General features: G+C 63.2%; 15 protein-coding genes and 1 pseudogene. 11 read left to right on the top strand and 5 right to left on the bottom strand.

The window, feature by feature from the left end:
- Positions 1-236: 236 nt before the first annotated feature.
- Complete coding sequence (locus tag JYA52_RS23125; protein WP_372433958.1) at positions 237-479, bottom strand: hypothetical protein; 243 nt, start codon at positions 477-479, stop codon at positions 237-239.
- A gap of 796 nt (positions 480-1,275) precedes the next feature.
- Between JYA52_RS23125 and JYA52_RS19605 the strand changes: the two genes are divergently transcribed.
- Positions 1,276-2,214, top strand: coding sequence for an ABC transporter substrate-binding protein (locus JYA52_RS19605; RefSeq protein ID WP_307869482.1), 939 nt, complete (start codon positions 1,276-1,278; stop codon positions 2,212-2,214).
- Positions 2,215-2,253: 39 nt separating this feature from the next.
- Entirely contained in the window at positions 2,254-3,423 is a 1,170-nt protein-coding gene (locus JYA52_RS19600) for a carbon-nitrogen hydrolase family protein (protein ID WP_205654969.1), read from the top strand.
- Here JYA52_RS19600 and JYA52_RS23120 read toward each other — a convergent pair.
- Both JYA52_RS23120 and JYA52_RS19590 read right to left on the bottom strand, forming a co-directional pair.
- Positions 3,416-3,490 (bottom strand): hypothetical protein, encoded by a 75-nt coding sequence (locus JYA52_RS23120; protein ID WP_486303304.1) that lies wholly within the window; start codon positions 3,488-3,490, stop codon positions 3,416-3,418. The two genes, JYA52_RS19600 and JYA52_RS23120, sit on opposite strands and share 8 nt — an antisense overlap.
- Positions 3,491-3,533: 43 nt before the next feature.
- A pseudogene (locus tag JYA52_RS19590) lies at positions 3,534-4,500 on the bottom strand (IS481 family transposase).
- A 706-nt stretch (positions 4,501-5,206) separates the two neighbouring features.
- Here JYA52_RS19590 and JYA52_RS19585 point away from each other — a divergent pair.
- The 6 genes from JYA52_RS19585 to JYA52_RS19560 all read left to right on the top strand — a co-directional run bounded on the left by JYA52_RS19585 (position 5,207) and on the right by JYA52_RS19560 (position 9,736).
- Positions 5,207-5,530 (top strand): 2Fe-2S iron-sulfur cluster-binding protein, encoded by a 324-nt coding sequence (locus JYA52_RS19585; protein WP_205654967.1) that lies wholly within the window; start codon positions 5,207-5,209, stop codon positions 5,528-5,530.
- Between the two features lie 140 nt (positions 5,531-5,670).
- The gene (locus JYA52_RS19580; protein ID WP_205654965.1) at positions 5,671-6,897 is read left to right on the top strand and encodes an aromatic ring-hydroxylating dioxygenase subunit alpha; all 1,227 of its coding nucleotides are present in this window, start codon (positions 5,671-5,673) and stop codon (positions 6,895-6,897) included.
- A gap of 3 nt (positions 6,898-6,900) precedes the next feature.
- Positions 6,901-7,416, top strand: a complete 516-nt coding sequence (locus tag JYA52_RS19575; RefSeq protein WP_205654963.1) for a hypothetical protein — start codon at positions 6,901-6,903, stop codon at positions 7,414-7,416.
- Positions 7,413-8,219 carry a 3-methyl-2-oxobutanoate hydroxymethyltransferase gene (locus JYA52_RS19570; RefSeq protein WP_205654962.1) on the top strand — a complete coding sequence of 269 codons (807 nt, stop codon included), beginning with the start codon at positions 7,413-7,415 and terminating at the stop codon, positions 8,217-8,219. The genes JYA52_RS19575 and JYA52_RS19570 overlap by 4 nt, the downstream gene beginning before the upstream one ends.
- Before the next feature lie 12 nt (positions 8,220-8,231).
- Positions 8,232-9,080 (top strand): alpha/beta hydrolase, encoded by an 849-nt coding sequence (locus tag JYA52_RS19565; protein WP_205654960.1) that lies wholly within the window; start codon positions 8,232-8,234, stop codon positions 9,078-9,080.
- Positions 9,080-9,736 (top strand): 2,3-bisphosphoglycerate-dependent phosphoglycerate mutase, encoded by a 657-nt coding sequence (locus tag JYA52_RS19560; protein WP_205654959.1) that lies wholly within the window; start codon positions 9,080-9,082, stop codon positions 9,734-9,736. The genes JYA52_RS19565 and JYA52_RS19560 overlap by 1 nt, the downstream gene beginning before the upstream one ends.
- Positions 9,737-9,957: 221 nt before the next feature.
- Here the strand turns inward: JYA52_RS19560 and JYA52_RS19555 are convergent, their stop codons facing one another.
- Positions 9,958-10,905 carry a substrate-binding domain-containing protein gene (locus tag JYA52_RS19555; RefSeq protein ID WP_205654958.1) on the bottom strand — a complete coding sequence of 316 codons (948 nt, stop codon included), beginning with the start codon at positions 10,903-10,905 and terminating at the stop codon, positions 9,958-9,960.
- Between the two features lie 99 nt (positions 10,906-11,004).
- Between JYA52_RS19555 and JYA52_RS19550 the strand changes: the two genes are divergently transcribed.
- The 3 genes from JYA52_RS19550 to JYA52_RS19540 are packed head-to-tail and all read left to right on the top strand — an operon-like array spanning position 11,005 to position 13,852.
- A complete protein-coding gene (locus JYA52_RS19550) occupies positions 11,005-12,153 on the top strand; it encodes a zinc-dependent alcohol dehydrogenase (RefSeq protein ID WP_205654956.1) in 1,149 nt (382 codons plus the stop codon).
- The gene (locus JYA52_RS19545; RefSeq protein WP_205654954.1) at positions 12,153-12,860 is read left to right on the top strand and encodes a 4-carboxy-4-hydroxy-2-oxoadipate aldolase/oxaloacetate decarboxylase; all 708 of its coding nucleotides are present in this window, start codon (positions 12,153-12,155) and stop codon (positions 12,858-12,860) included. The genes JYA52_RS19550 and JYA52_RS19545 overlap by 1 nt, the downstream gene beginning before the upstream one ends.
- Positions 12,857-13,852 carry an amidohydrolase family protein gene (locus tag JYA52_RS19540; protein WP_205654953.1) on the top strand — a complete coding sequence of 332 codons (996 nt, stop codon included), beginning with the start codon at positions 12,857-12,859 and terminating at the stop codon, positions 13,850-13,852. Before JYA52_RS19545 ends, JYA52_RS19540 begins: the two co-directional genes overlap by 4 nt.
- 93 nt (positions 13,853-13,945) lie before the next feature.
- Here the strand turns inward: JYA52_RS19540 and JYA52_RS19535 are convergent, their stop codons facing one another.
- Entirely contained in the window at positions 13,946-15,208 is a 1,263-nt protein-coding gene (locus JYA52_RS19535; RefSeq protein WP_205654952.1) for an NAD(P)/FAD-dependent oxidoreductase, read from the bottom strand.
- Between the last annotated feature and the right edge of the window lie 342 nt (positions 15,209-15,550).

Raw genomic sequence — 15,550 nt, 5'->3', positions numbered from 1 at the left:
TGAATTCGGCCGGGGTGATGCCGGCTATTCGAGTTAATTCCTCCGGACTTGTGAATAGAGGCCTGTCGTGCGTGGCATTACAGATAGCTATGACGAGCACCTGGACGGGTGGCCATCCGAGCGGCCAGCGGCTTACCCGCGTAGAGCCCGTTTCGGGTTCGCGGTTATGGATCACGCCGGATAGCCGTCCATTTCGACACCGGTGGTCAGGTATTTGAAGTTTTGGAAGCCGCCCGCTAATGCCTTTCGAGGGCCATTGATATTGCCGGTGGAGGCCGGCGGCCGGAGTTGGGGTCACCGTGGATCAGGTGCATCATGCACGTCTTGACGGTGGCCTGCTCCCAGACCGTAGTGCTCGCGTCGGGCTGGCCTTTGAGCCCGGCGCAGACCGAGATGGACACGTCCTCCGCCGCGGTTCTTGAACGCCGTGAGCGCCCGAGCCAGTACTTCGCTCCCTCGCCGCGGCCTCCGGCCCAGATCCCGAGGATGTCGCGTTAGCCGTTCACGGTGACGCCAAGGACGATCTAGAAGGGTTTGTTGCGGCGGACCTGCCCCTCAAGGACCTTGACATTGATCGCGTCAATAAAACCACCGGGTAGACGCGGACAAGGGTCTGTTGACTCACGGCCATCTCCTCCGAAACCAGGCGGCGCTGGATTGTCTTGACAATCTGCGGCTCGAAGCTGCCCTCCCGGTCCCTGGGACCACGATCTCCACCGGGCCGACTTCCGTGAATACGGTTTTGGACCGGGTCCCGTTGCGGGCGTTCCCGCTCTCGGCCGGCCCAGGCCTCTCGTGGCCAAGGCGCTCTCCGCTTCCAGCACGTTTTTGTGAGGCCGTCCGGGAGCTCGCCACGGTCAAGCAGGCTCACGCCCACTCGCGCGCCTCCTGCCGTTCGGTCAGGCCACGCCGTTCCCACCGCTCCTCTTACAGTCTCGATCCAGATTGCGCGCCAAGAAGGTGTCGGGCAACCCCCGCCACATAGTGCGTAAAGGCACGAATATGCGCGTGCAAAAGAGCTTGCCAATCCAAGCAGTTCATTAGTTCATTATAATTGACAGACCAATCGAGAGCGCCATAAGATGCGACAGGGTTGTGGCGTAGATCACCACGGCAGAAGACCGTCGCGTCAAGCGGACACCACCTGCCCTACGAACGCCAGACTTGAACTCGCTCCCAAACAATCAGAGATAGAGGAGTCACATGCTTGTCAGAAATGTTGCCCGGTCTGCCGCCACGAAAAGTATCCGGATAGGCGCCGTGGGGGCTATCTTGGTGCTGCTCGTCAGTGGCTGCGGCGGTTCTGCGGGTGCCAACGACAAAGGCTCGCGGGAAATCCGCGTCATTCAATCGAACAAGCACGACCCCACTGAGCTGGGCGCGGAGGCCGGGGAATACCTCAATATCTGGTCTACTTGCGATCCGGAAATGAAAGTCAGCGTGTCCGCCGGTGAGAAAGTAGCCGAGGCCGTCGCTGCTGGTAGCGCCGATATCGGGATCGCCTCCCCCAATCGAGTCATCGGTGCCGTTTCGCAGGGTTTGGACGCGTCGATCATCGGCGCTTCAATGTCTGCCTTTGATGAATACCTGGTAGTCAGGCCTGACAGCTCTGCCACATCTTTTGCAGATCTGAAAGGCAAGACCTTTGCGATCAGCAGCTTTGGCTCGGCAGGCGACTACGCCACCCAGAAGTTGGCTCAGCGAGCGGGGTGGAGTGATGACGAGTTCAAGAAGGTGACCATGGGCAGCCTCGACGGCATCGAGGCAGGACTAAAAAGTGGAACGGTGGATGCGTTCCTCTGGGGCGGACACGCGGCCTTCGGTCTCGAGATGGCTGGCCGCGCCAAGGTCCTGGAGAACGTGCGCGATGTCGTGGGTCCCAACGCCATGACCGTGGTGTTCGCGAGCAACAAGATGATCAACGAGCGGCCGGAAGAGGTCAAAGCGTTCGCCGAGTGCTACTACAAGGCTTCGGCCAGGATCATGGACGACGAGAGCTTGGCCACACAAATGATGGTTGAGGATTGGGGAATGGATCCGAAGCTCGCCGCGAGGATCATCAAAGAGGAAATTCCGATGAGCTCCAGGGATGGAAAACTTACCGATGATCAGTTGAAGGGGATTCTGGAAGCTACTCATTTCACCATTAAGTCGGCTGCTTCTTTGACCATTGCAGACGTTCAGAGCATTTACAAATACTGGCAAGAGCTGTGACAACTCAGCCGCGCCTCAAGCACTTCGAGCGGCTAGTCTGTGCCCCTGCTACCACCGCCCATTCGAGTTCTCCTGTCAGAATCAGGCAAGGGACTCACGAAAGGAAAAAAATGGCTGAGTTCTTCGGATCTATCGGGTGCAGCCGTTCAGGCCTCCTCGGTATTCCTCGACCTGGAGAGGAGCACGGCCAAGGCCTGTGACCTCATCCGGGAGGCTGGCTCCAAAGGGGCAGACTTTATCGTCTTTCCTGAGGGTTTCTTGCCGGGCCACCCGACCTGGTTCCATTTCCAACCAGTGAGCAGCCCGCTCTCTAACGAACTGAATCTCAGATTGTTCAAGAACGCTGTACGAGTACCTGGCCCGGAGGTTGAGGCGATTGGTCAAGCGGCTAGGGACGCGGGATCGTACGTCGTCCTGGGGGTGTGCGAGCGGGCCTCGGGTGCGCAAGGCTCCCTCTTCAACTCGCAGCTCTTCTTCGGACCGGATGGCCAATACCTGGGCAAGCATCAAAAACTTCAGCCCACGGCTGGTGAACGTATCGTGCACTGGGGAGGGTGGGGAGATACTCTCGGCCCATTTGAAACGGAATACGGACCTGTGAGCGCCTTGGTCTGCGGCGAGAACTCCAATCCGTTGGAAATCTTTGCCCTGACCGCCGCGGGAACCCGATTGCACGGGATGAGCTGGCCGCCGCATTTTCGTTCCGCTGCAAACGGAACGTCATTGATGCCCCAGACTTCGCTGCTCGCTGCTCAAAATTTCGCGTTAATGTCGAAGGCCTTCGTCATCAGCGCTTGTGGAATCGTTCATCCCGGTTACGCCGAAGATCTGGGGATCAGCGCGGAATCAGCGCAGAAGATCGCCTCAGGCGCCGGTCAGGGGGGATCGGCCATCATCGGCCCGGACACCAGGGTCCTCGCAGGCCCGCTCGACGGCAGAACGGAGGGAATTATCTACGCTGACCTAGACTTCGACCAATGGGCTCGTCAGAAGATCGCGCAGGATTTCGCGGGGCATTACAACCGCAATGACGTCTTCCAGCTGCGGATAAACCGCAAACCGCCGGCAGGTTACATCAGCGAAGATGATCCAACGACTACGGAGCATTTCACAGGAGCAGCATCAGCCGAAGCCGGGCAAGATTCCGGAGAGCATGAGACGCTCCTGACAGACGTGAACTGGTCCCCGAAAATTGGACCGGCTAAGTAAGAGCCTCGGCTGCGAGGGCCTGAGCACGGTATTCTACCGGGCTCAGGCCCTCGAGCATTGTGGGGATTCTTTCGGTGTTACACCAGTGGATGTATAGGGTCGTGGTTCAGCTAGCTGTATTGACCTGAGAGGTTGATGACGCGGCTGGCAGGTGTCTGGCCTTTGAGTGCAGTGTGGGCTCGGTGGTGATTGTAAGCATGGAGCCAGTCGGAGAAAGCGGCGACGCGCTCGGACTCTGAGCGGTAGGGCCGGATGTACGCCCTCCTCCAGCATCGTGCGGTTGAATCGTTCGACCTTGCCGTTGGTTTGTGGGCGGTAGGGGCGGGTGCGTTTGTGCTTGATGTCCGGGCCCAGGGCTTCGGCGAAGGCCCGGGACCGGTAGCAGTTGCCGTTATCGGTCAGGACCCGCTGGACCGTGATCCCTTGGGCTTGGAACCAGGCGTTGGCGCGCTGCCAGAAGGCTGCCGCGGTTTCCTTTGCCTCGTCCGCCAGGATCTCGGTGTAAGCAAGGCGCGAATGGTCATCGACAGCGTTATGGAGATAGTGGTAGCCGGGCCCGCGGTTGGCCGTGGTGCCTGCCTTGTTCTTCCACCCAGCGGTCCGGCCCAGGACCCGGTGTCCGCCGCCGTCCGGGATCCGGCCGAGCTTCTTGATGTCCACGTGGACCAGGTCCCCGGGCCTGGCGTGTTCGTAGCGGCGGATCACCCTTCCGGTGGCACGATCCAGCCAGGTCAGTTTCGCCAGCCGGTAGCGGGACAGCACCCCGTGCACAGTGGAGGGGTGGATGCCCAGCAGATAACCGATCCTGGCAGGACCCCACCGACGGTTCACACGCAGGCCGATGATCCGCCGCTCGATACGCGTTGCAGTCCGCCGGGGCGAAGAGTGCGGGCGGCTGGAGCGGTCCGTCATCGCCTCCGCGCCATGCTCGCGGTAGCGCTCGGCCCAGCGCGCAGCGGTCGGGACCGAGACCTGGAACCGTTCCGCGGCCCGGCGCAGACTCCAGCACTGGTCAACGACACATTGCGCGAGCTGCAACCGGCCACGCGGGGTCAGAAGAGCGTTAGGGTGGGACATGAAGACCTCCGTGCGTGGAATTGGACTCTAGACAAGCCCCACTCCACCCGGAGGTCTTCTTCATGTCACCAAACCACGCCGAGCGTCACTAACGTCCGTGGTCAATACAGCTAGCTGGGGACCGTGCGGAGGGCAGTTCGGGGCCACTCCCCCGGTATGGCGTCGTGGTTCCCTGCAGGTCAGGCGAGGGAGAGCAAGAGCTTCTCAAGCTCCTTTTTATCCATGTGGTGTCTTCGCGGACAATGCACCCCGAGCCTTCGAGACGGCGTATAACTGCGTGACAGCGAGCTGGCCCTGGGCGTGCTGGCGGGGTTGATCACAGGGTGAGTCCGGTCGAATCGAGTTGCCTGAGGTCTGTCACGAGCTAGCGTTACGACACGTGCGCTTTGGCACGACCGTCGCAACCTCGTGAATGCCGCGGCCAGAATTGCCTGCCTCCAGTGTCGGGAAACAGGCTGCCCCGCTTGCGGTGATCCCGAGCATCGATTGGACGGCGTGGGCTTTTTATTTGCTTGTCGGGCCCTTCTTGACGGCTTGGCTCGCGCACCTTGGCGTGTGGAAATTCGCTGGAATTGAACGAAGACGGGCCACCGCCCCCTCGTCATCACGAGAAAATTTTGACGCTCCGCAACTCCGCTTGCCAGAAACCGTTGACACCTCCGCTCCTACAAGGGCATAATGGTTAGACCATTAGTAGGAGGTCGAGATGGTTAAGATTTCGTATGTCAGTGCCGCAGGCGAAACCAGTGTTGTTGACGCCGAGACCGGCGATTCGGTCATGTCGGTCGCTCTCCGTAATGGAGTGTCCGGCATCATCGGCGAGTGCGGTGGGAACAACTCCTGCGCTACTTGCCACATATGGGTACGCGAAGAATTCTGGGACACCGTCGGCGCCCCGGGTGACATAGAGGCGGACCTGATCGACATGGGCGTCTCGGAGCCGCGCGATCGCAGCCGCCTCGGATGCCAGATTGTGCTTGAAGAGAAGCTCGACGGTTTGGTCGTCGACCTGCCCCCCACTCAGCCCTAAATCTCACCATCCGGGCGTAGGTACATGTCGTGCCCGGACAACAGTGAGTAACTCTCAACTCCAGTCAGGACGAAAGGATCCTTCGCATGTTGCGTACGGACATCAATGAATTGTTGGCTCAGGCGGGTCCGGGAACCCCCATGGGTGACCTATTCCGCCGCTACTGGCAGCCGGTGCTGCTCGCCGAGGAACTCCCCGAGAACGACTGCCCGCCGGTACGCGTGAAGGTGCTTTCCGAGCGTCTCATTGCTTTCCGCGACTCTGAGGGCCGCTACGGCCTGATGGACGAGTTCTGCGCCCACCGCGGTGTTTCGCTGTGGTTCGGCCGTAACGAAGAAGGCGGCCTGCGTTGCCCCTACCATGGCTGGAAGTACGATGTCACCGGTCAGGCCGTCGAGGTCCCGAGCGAGCCGGCGGCGAGCAACTTCTGCGCCAACGTCAAGCTGAAGTCCTACCCGATGGTCAAGCGAGGCGACGTGCTCTTCGCTTACCTTGGCGACCCTGCCGCTCAGCCGCCGCTGCCTGAGTGGGAGGCCTACACGGTTCCGGACGGCCAGGTCTTCACCTCCAAGCGCCTGCAGGAGTGCAACTGGCTCCAGGCGCTCGAGGGCGGCATCGACTCGAGCCATGTCACCTTCCTGCACGGTGGCAACTTGGAAAGCGACCCGCTCTTCAAGGGCTCCAAGGGCAACGAGTACAACAAGGGCGATCTCAAGCCCTTCTTCGAGGTGGTCGATTCCGAAGGCGGCCTGCTGATCGGGGCCCGCCGCAACGCTGAAGAAGGTAAGTACTACTGGCGCGTGACACCGTGGGTACTGCCGAACTTCACCATGGTTCCGCCGCGTGGTGACCACCCCGTCCACGGTCACTTCTGGGTGCCGATCGACGACGACAACTGTTGGGCATACAGCTTCGACTACCACCCCACCCGCCAGCTCACGGACGCCGAGGTCGCTGCGATGCGTGCCGGCAAGGGTGTCCACAGCGCGAACGACGCGTCCTACCGCCCACTGGCGAACAAGGACAACGACTATTTGATGGACCGTGAGTCACAGAAGCGCGGCGAAAACTACTCGGGCATTGAGGGAATCGCGCTTCAAGACTCCTCGCTGCAGGAGTCAATGGGCCCGCTCGTGGACCGGACCAAGGAACGCCTCGTCGCCACCGACGCCGGCATCATCAAGGCCCGCCAGAAGCTCTACAAGGCCGTCAAGGCGCTGCAGGACGGCGTCGAGCCTACCGGCAACCGCGCTAAGGACCAGAAGGTTCGCTCGGTCGCGATCGTGCTCCCGGCCGATCAGTCCTTCGTCGAGGGCATCGGCGAAGCCATGGTCGCCGAACCCGCCAAGCCGCACACCTCGGTCTGAGCCATGTCTAACCACGATCACGACCACGCGGGTGGTCCGCGCTCGGTGCCGGCTGGCCCGAGCTCGTGCGCTGAGGCTGCGACCGCCAAGGAAGCGGCCTACCGGATCGACTACCCTCTGTCGGCCGCGCGGAACACCCGCGTCGTCGCCCTGGACGACGAAGCGGAGCGGATCATTCGCTCTGCGGCGTTGCTTGACTGGGGTCAGGCTCGTTTCTTCTCCATAACCGACCCGGGCGAGGTGCTGGCTGAGGTAGGCGGATCGGACCTGCCCCTGGATGAGGTCATGACCGACACCAACACGGTGGTCATGGTGGCCACTTCCGGCGAGAACGCGACGGCGGTCGCCGCCATCGGTGACCTCGCCCGTGAACGCGGCATCATGACGGCAGGTCTGGTCGTCACCCCGGGTGCGCTCACCAGTGACGCCCTCTTCCACCTCCGTCCCCACGCCAGGATTCTGCTGGTCCCGGCGGAAGAAAACGATCTGATTGAACTGCTGAGGGCCACCCGCGCATGAGCACCATGACCATTCCCCAGCTCCAAGCCATGAAGGCGGCCGGTCAAAAGAGTGCCTGCATCGTCGCATGGGACTACCAGATGGCACGCATCGCCGACCGCGCTGGCGCGGACGTCATCTCCGTGGGCGACTCCGTGGGCGTCAACCTTTGGGGCCAGTCGCATCCGCTGGAGATCACCATGGAGGAGATCCTCGTGGCCGCCAAAGCGGTGCGCCGTGGCGTCGACAACGCGCTCCTGAGCTGCGACTTCCCCTTCGGCCCCCTTCAGGAGGGTGCTAAAGAGGCTGTCAGTGCAGCCATCCGCCTTGCGAAAGAGGCCGGCGTCGATCTCGTCAAGCTCGACGGCGCCGCCGACTTCCCCGAGGCGGTCGAGGCCGTCACACGTGCCGGCGTGCCCGTCTTTGCGCAGTTCGGTATCACACCACAGACGGCACTCAAGTACGGCGTCGCGTATTCGCAAGCCGAAGGCGCCCTGGTCCCGGACGAGATGGTGGAGCAGTTCGTCACTGAGGCCAAGCGGCTCGAATCTGCGGGCGCCGTCGCGCTCAACTTCACGAACTCGGGTCCCGTGGTGGGGCCAGCCGTGGTGGACGCCGTGTCCATCCCGGTGCTCGGCGGTTTCGGCGGCGGTCCCTGGCTTGACGGCCGGATCCGGATGTCCACCGCCGCCATCGGTTACAACGCCAAGTGGATAGACAAGGAACCCACCACCTATGCCAATGTTGGGCGAGTCGCCTATGACGCCCTCACCGAGTGCATCGCCGATATTCGCGCGGCGCAGCATCTGCGCGGCCAAGGCTAACAGGAGGTAGTCATGCCCGTTGTCGAAATTGATGGAATCCCCACCCGCTACGAAGCGGTGGGTGACGGCCCGCCGCTGCTGATGTTCAGCCCGGGCGGATTCGACTCCACCCTGGAAAACTGGACAACTTTCGGCCGCTACCGCGACCTCGGCTTCGTTGATGCACTCAAGGACAGTTACACCTGCGTGGTCTTTGACCGTCGCGAGTCCGGACAGTCGGGCGGCCGCGTGGAGCGCCTCACCTGGGACCGTTATGTCACCCAGGCGCTGGGGCTCATCGATCACCTCGGCTACGATACCGTCCACACCATGGGCGGCTGCGTTGGGTGTTCGACGGCGGCCGCACTCGCCGTGCGGCACCCGGAACGCGTACGCAGCATGGTGCTGTTCTCGCCCGCCGGAGGGCCGCAATACCGCATGGGACAGCACCGCCGCTTCACCCAGCACCTCGCCTTCGCGATGGAGCACGGCATGCAGGCCGTCGTCGAGCTCGCCCGTTCGAGCACCGCCGGGTTCAGCAAGGACCCGCGCGTCGGGCCTTGGGCGGCGCCGCTGCGCAGCAACGATGAGTTCGCCGCGGCTTACGCAGCCCTGGACGTGAAGAAGTACGAGCTCATCGTGGACGGAACCGTGCGCGGTCTCTTTGACAGGGATACGGTGCCGGGTGTCGAGGCCGAGGATCTCATGACCCTCCAGGTGCCTGGGTTGATTGTGCCCGGCCAAGACAGCTCGCACGCGCCATCCGCCGCGCGCTACCTCGAAGAATGCCTCCCGCTTCACGATTACTGGGACATTCCGGTTGCCGAACAGACTCCGAAAACTGCCCCCGCACGGATCCGGGCCTTCCTCGAGCAGTACTGATGCCCGGCCTGGTGCTGCTGCGCCACGGTGAAAGCGTCGCGAATGCCGAGGATGTATTCGCCGGTTGGCTCGACGTTCCCCTCACCGAGCGCGGCCGCGCCGAGGCGCGCGACGCCGCCGGGAGCCTTGCGGGGCTGTGTCCCGACGCGGTACACACCTCCGTTCTCAGGCGGGCTGTGGAAACGGCCCGCCTGCTGATCGAGGAAGCCGGCTGGGAGCTGACACCGAGCGCACACTGGCGGCTGAATGAGCGGCATTATGGCGCGCTTCAGGGCCTGGTCAAGGACGAAGCCCGGGCGCGGTTCGGCGCCGGAAAAGTTCAGTGGTGGCGCCGTGGCGCCGACGGCCGACCGCCCCAGGCAGACCACGCCGCACTTGCCGCCCAGCGCTCCGATCCGCGCTATGCCGCGCTTCCTGAAGCGGCGGCCGTTTCCGGGGAGAGCCTGGCGGATGTCGTAGAACGCATGATGCCGTACTGGCACAATGTCCTGGCCCCGGAACTCGCCGCGGACCGAACCGTGGTGGTGGTGGGGCATGGCAATGCGCTGCGGGCCCTGATGCACGTCTGCACGGGGATGTCCCTGGATCAAACGGGCTGCAAAGAGCTGGGCACCGCGGTCCCGGTCACTATCCAGGCGCAGATTCTAGTTCCGTGATTTCGACTTCGCTGATCACCGCCAACTCCGCTTCTTAGAGGGCGACACGGCGGCTAACCGCCGCGCATAACGGCGGATGATCGACGACGACGCCGGGCTCGTAAGCCCCGGCGTCGAACGTCGCGTGGGCACGCTCGCGGAGCCGCAGCAGCAGCCGAGCTTTGAGCTCGATACGTTGTGGTTGGCGGCGACGGCGATACGCATTACGAGCAGTCTCTTGCTTAGCCGACGAGCCCTCGAACGGACTCCGCGAATAGCTCCTCCAGCTTCACGGTCTTGGTCAAGATGCGCTGCTTGCTTGCCTGTTCAATGAGGTCCTCGAGCGCGGCACAGTTCGGCTCGATGCCGTAAGGGAGCGGATCATCCCAGCCTGTCGCCTCGAGGACCTCAAGGTGGAGGCGGTCAGCGGAATCGGGCTTAGCGATCGCACCGGCCTTCAGATCGGCGACATACTGGCGCTTGGACTCGGCGAACGCCTCGAACACGGCAACGGCTGCGTCCGGGCGTGCCCCCAGGACCTCGTCCTTGATGACCACGAGGTGGTTGATCGGGTAGAGGCCCGTTGCGCGCAAGGCTGTGAGGGCGACGTCGTTCGCGTTCGGGATGAGCGGGACAATGTCGGGGGAATCGCTCTTGACGCCGATCGCGGCCTCCAGCTCGCCGTCGAGCAGCATCTGTTCAAGCGTCTTGCCAGGCGGAGCGGAAATGACGTTTGATGGCGGCGTGTACGCCTTGACGTGCTCGTCGCCGGAGAGGACCCAAGTGACGGAGTCGAGGTCAAGGCCATACTGGTTGGCCATAATTGAGCGGGCCCAGACGCCGGTGGTCACGGTGTATCCGCGGTTCACACCGACCCGCTTACCCGCAAGCTGCCCGGGATCAGTGATACACGAGTCTCGGCGGACCACGATCGCGTTGTGGTGGAAACCGCGGACCAGGAAGATCGGCAGGGCCGTGAACTTTACGCCGTGTTCTCTGGCGGTGAGGTATGTGGTGAGCGCCATTTCGCTGACGTCGAAGGCAAGCCCGCGGACCATGCGACGGAATCCCTGAACAAGGACGGGCACCTCCTCGAAGTCGAGCGAGAAGCCTTCAGGGACGACCGTACCGTCCTTGACACGGCTGTTATTCCCTTGGGATCGGCTGAGGGCGGAAAGCGGGACGGGCATATTGCCTCCGATGAGGTTTAGTGATGGCCAACACTTGCATGTTAGATTGGACTAACCATTTTGCCAAGGCCTGTAGGCCATGCTCGAGGGAGCCAGTAGATGTCTGAGAAGGTGCTTGCGGCGGTCCGGGTTGCTCCTGGAACCACCGAAATGCGGGAATTTGACCGACCGAATATCGACGATGAGTCGGCCCTGTTGAGGATCGAGGTCGCAGGAATTTGCGGCACGGACGTGAAGCTTTATTCCAAACCGCCCAGGACCGCGGCCACGCAGGGCCCGGTGATTATGGGCCATGAAAACGTCGGCGTCATCGTGGAGGCCGGCGAAAAGTTTAAGAAGCGCCAAGGACTCGAAGAAGGCGACCGCGTCTTCGTGGAGCATTATGTTGCCTGCTTCAGTTGCGAGTGGTGCCGCATCGGTGAATATCGCCACTGTGAGGCCACCGACTGGCGTACCAACCCGGACGCGCGCCGTTTCGGATACACCTCCGCTGACTTCCCCGGAACTCTCTGGGGCGGATTCTCGGAATACATGTATCTGCCGTGGAACGCGGTGCTCCACAAGATCCCGGAAACCGTCACCGCGGAAGAGGCCGGTTTGGTCATGCCGCTATCCAACGGCATCGAATGGGCGCTCCTGACCGCCGGCGTCGGCTACAACGACACAGTGCTAATTCAGGGTCCCGGCCAGCAGGGCCTTGCCCAGCTTGTTGCCGCAAGAACCGCCGGTGCTGCTAGGGTGATCGTCTCCGGCACCACGCGTGACAAAGCCCGCTTCGAGCTGGCCAAGGAACTGGGCGCCGATGAGGTAATCGACGTTCTCACCGAGGACCCGCGCGAGAAGATCATGGATCTGACCAACGGCCGGGGCGTGGACTACGTGCTCGACTGCACCTCCCGAGCCGGTACTGCTCCGGTGCTGCTCGGCGTCGACGTCCTCAAGCGCCGCGAGGGCACCCTGCTCATTCAGGGCGAGCTGGCGGCATTCCCGGATTTCCCGGTCAAGCAGGTCACCGAGAAGGCAATCACCATCAAATCGGCCCGCGGCCACTCCTTCAACGCTTGCGAACTTGCGGTGGCTCAGCTTGCCTCCCACCGCTACCCGTTGGAGAAGCTCGCCACGCACCGCTACGGCATCGACCAGGTCGACCACGCCATACGCGTGCTCGCCGGCGAAACCGATGAGGATGCCATCCACGTCTCGATGATGCCCGAACTGATCGGACAGCCCGGCGGAGCGGTGCGCTGATGGCCGGCCTTGTCGTGACTAACCCGCCGCGCGCCGAACAGGACATCGTGGACGCCTTCGCTGGCTACGGCGTCGCCACTGTTCATGAGGCCCAGGGTCGCGAGGGCCTGCTCGGTTCACACATCAACCCTGTCCAGACGGGAGCCCGGATCGCCGGCAACGCCGTCACCGTCACGGTCGCCCCGGGCGACAACACCACCATCGCCGTTGCGGTGGAGCAGTGCGCCGACGGCGATGTGCTGGTTGTCGCGCCCACCGCGCCGTGCGATATGGGCTACTTCGGCGACCTCCTTGCCACCTCGCTCAGAGCACGCGGCGTGCGCGGACTCGTCATCGAAGCAGGGGTGCGGGATGTGGCCGATCTTCAGGAGATGGGCTTCCCGGTGTGGTCCAAGACTGTCTCGGCCGAGGGAACGGGCAAGGGAACCCTTGGCGACGTTAACGTCCCCATCTCGATCGCCGGCCGAATTGTTAACCCTGGTGACGTGGTGATCGCCGACGACGACGGCGTCGTCGTCGTGCCTCGCCTCAAGGCAGCCGAGGTACTCGCCGCCTCGAAGGCGCGCGAGGAGAAGGAAGCGAAGGCGCGTGCGCGGTACCAGGCGGGCGAGGTTGCCTTGGACGTCAACAACATGCGTCCGCTGATTGAAAAGGCTGGCATCCGTTACGTCTCTTACGAGGACTGGACTCAGGAGGCCAGGAAGTGATCATCGACATCCACGGCCACTACACCACGGAGCCTGCGCAGCTCTTCGCCTTCCGCAAGGCCCAGCTCACCAGTGGGAACGCCACGCTCGCGGCGATCAGCGACGACGAGCTTCGCGAAAGCGTGGAGCCGAACCAGCTTCGCGTGCTGCGGGAGCGCGGCGGGGACCTCATGGTCTTCTCCCCGCGGGCTTCGGGCATGGAACACCACGTCCCGGACGCCAGCATCGCGAACGCGTGGGCGCAGGCCTCGAACGACCTGGTGCATCGTGTGAGCGAGCTATACCCGGAGCACTTCGCGCCGGTGGCCCAGCTGCCACAGACACCGGAGGGCAACCACGCGGGTGTCATTGCCGAGCTGCGACGCACGGTCACCGAGCTTGGCTTCGTGGGCGCGAACCTTAACCCGGATCCCTCAGGGACCTGGGCGGGAAAGCCACTGACGGACGCGTCCTGGTTTGACCTCTACGAGGTTATCCAGGAACTCGACATCCCCGTCATGATCCACGTGTCCACGGCGTGCAATCCGAACTTCCATACACTCGGTGCGCACTATTTGAATGCGGACACAAGCGTGTTCATGCAGCTGCTGCAGTCGGACCTCTTCCAGCGCTTCCCGGGACTGCGTTTCGTGATCCCGCACGGCGGCGGCGCGATCCCGTACCACTGGGGCCGTTACCGTGGCCTGTCCATGCGTAACGGCTGGCAAGACCCCTCCGAGCTGCTGAAGAACGTCTTCTTCGACACCGCGGTGTACCACCAGCCGGGCATAGACCTGCTGACCCGCGTTGTCCCGTCCCGCAATATCCTCTTCGCTTCCGAGATGCTCGGTGCCGTGCGTGGCGCGGACCCGGAGACCGGGGTGGAGTGGGACAACACCCTGGTCTACGTCCAGAGTGCCGGTCTGTCTGAGGAGAATGAACGCCGGATCCTCCTGGAGAACGCCGTTGAGGTCTATCCGGGACTGGCCGCACGCGTTCCCGCGGCTTCCTGAGCCGAGCATCCGGGCAATAATGCCGGCGCCCCTCACCTCCAGGAGGTGAGGGGCGCCGTCGTTTGCTGGGTGCCGCACAGACTGTTGGCTGGATCAGACTGCCGGGGCTGCCAGGAGGTCCTTGAGCGAAATGTTCGTGTCTCCGGCGAGGTCGGCGGGGATGGTGCCGCCGGTGCCGAGGAACCTCCGGACCGCCATGTAGTCGCGCGGGGCATTGATGGAGTCGATCGCGATCAGGCGTCCGGCAGCGTAATAGAGCACCGAGAACTGCTCCGTGTCCGGCTCGCCACGAACCACCACTTCGTCGTAGCCGGTGGAGAGGCCGGCAATCTGGAGCTTGAGGTCCCCTTGGTCCGACCAGAACCAGGGCACGGCAGCCGCGCCCTGCGGGCGCCCCACGAGCGTCGCTGCGGCGATCTGCGCCTGAGCAATCGCGTTCTGGACCGACTCGATGCGATGGCGGCCTTCACCGGTGAGCGGATGGGGGAGCGTGGCGCAGTCACCCGCGGCCACGATGTTCGGGTTGCTGGTGCGAGCCAGCGTATCCACGACGATTCCGCGATCGATCTCGAGACCGAGTTTGGCGGCGAGATCAGTGTGTGCCACGAGCCCGATGCCCACGAGTACGATGTCGGCCGGAAGCACCGTCCCGTCGGCGAGGCGGACACCGGTCACGGTGTTCTGGTCGTTGCCCTCGATCGCGTCGATGCCGGTGGACAGGAGCACCTTGGTGCCGCGGCGCTGGTGCGCCGCCAGGTAGAACGCCGAGACCTCCGGGGCCACGGCTCGGCCGAGAAGGCGATCGGCGACGTCGACCACGGTCACGTCCTTACCAGCGGTCGTCGCGGCGGCAGCCGCCTCTAGCCCGATGAACCCGCCGCCAATGACGACGACGTTCTCCGCCGTTCCCAGGCGGGTGCGCAGATCCTCAGCGTGCGCAATATCGCGCAGCACACACACGCCGTCGAGCTCGGCGCCGGCAATGGGGAGCCGGCGCGGCGTGCCCCCCACGGCGAGTGCGAGGCGCGCGAAGGGGAGCTTCTCTCCTGTGCTGGTGATAGCGACGCCGCTGCCTGAGCCCGGAGCGTCAAGCTGGACGTTCTCGATGTGGGTGGAGAGTCGCAGCTCGATCTGCTTCTCGGCGTACCAGTCCATTGAGCGGAAGCCGAGAGACTCGACCGATGCTTTGCCAGCGAGGTAGGCCTTGGACAGCGGGGGGCGCTGGTACGGGGCGACGTCTTCGTTGCCGACCAGGATGATGGGCTCGGTGTCACCGAATTCGCGCAGCGATGTTGCAATCTGCAGGCCGGCCTGGCTGGCACCGACGATGAGGGTTCCGGGAGCGGGGATGGTCATGTGAACCTCCTTTGGTTAGTCCATTATACCGTAATGCCACCGAGCCCTTTTGGCGAGAGTTGAAGTGAGACATTTTTTGAACTCAGAGAGGCCGCGGCTCTGGATTCAACAAGAAGCGGAGCGAGGCGCTTGTTTGAGGTGCAGGACTGCGAAGTTCTATGGATCCAACTCACGAAACCCTTGCTTTGCGACTTTCGGCTGCACCGGATTCATTCGGTTAGCTGTCGGCGCCGCGAGCCGACCGCCCCTCCAAGCGCATTCCTCAGCGGGGCAGGACGTGCGTCCGGTGGAAGATAGCGGGGATGCGGTGACGTGTCGCCAGACTCGCCCACGAGGGCCACG

Source organism: Arthrobacter pascens (genome assembly GCF_017052465.1).
GTDB lineage: Bacteria > Actinomycetota > Actinomycetes > Actinomycetales > Micrococcaceae > Arthrobacter > Arthrobacter pascens.
Note: the sequence above shows the minus strand (reverse complement) of the source record. Positions and strands in the feature narration are given on the sequence as shown.

Bases quoted from the DNA above. Each gene is read 5' to 3' on its own strand.
- JYA52_RS19585 (WP_205654967.1), top strand. From the start codon at position 5,207: ATGGTTAAGATTTCGTATGTCAGTGCCGCAGGCGAAACCAGTGTTGTT.
- JYA52_RS19580 (WP_205654965.1), top strand. From the start codon at position 5,671: ATGGGTGACCTATTCCGCCGCTACTGGCAGCCGGTGCTGCTCGCCGAG.
- JYA52_RS19575 (WP_205654963.1), top strand. From the start codon at position 6,901: ATGTCTAACCACGATCACGACCACGCGGGTGGTCCGCGCTCGGTGCCG.
- JYA52_RS19570 (WP_205654962.1), top strand. From the start codon at position 7,413: ATGAGCACCATGACCATTCCCCAGCTCCAAGCCATGAAGGCGGCCGGT.
- JYA52_RS19565 (WP_205654960.1), top strand. From the start codon at position 8,232: ATGCCCGTTGTCGAAATTGATGGAATCCCCACCCGCTACGAAGCGGTG.
- JYA52_RS19560 (WP_205654959.1), top strand. From the start codon at position 9,080: ATGCCCGGCCTGGTGCTGCTGCGCCACGGTGAAAGCGTCGCGAATGCC.
- JYA52_RS19555 (WP_205654958.1), bottom strand. From the start codon at position 10,905: ATGCCCGTCCCGCTTTCCGCCCTCAGCCGATCCCAAGGGAATAACAGC.
- JYA52_RS19550 (WP_205654956.1), top strand. From the start codon at position 11,005: ATGTCTGAGAAGGTGCTTGCGGCGGTCCGGGTTGCTCCTGGAACCACC.
- JYA52_RS19545 (WP_205654954.1), top strand. From the start codon at position 12,153: ATGGCCGGCCTTGTCGTGACTAACCCGCCGCGCGCCGAACAGGACATC.
- JYA52_RS19535 (WP_205654952.1), bottom strand. From the start codon at position 15,208: ATGACCATCCCCGCTCCCGGAACCCTCATCGTCGGTGCCAGCCAGGCC.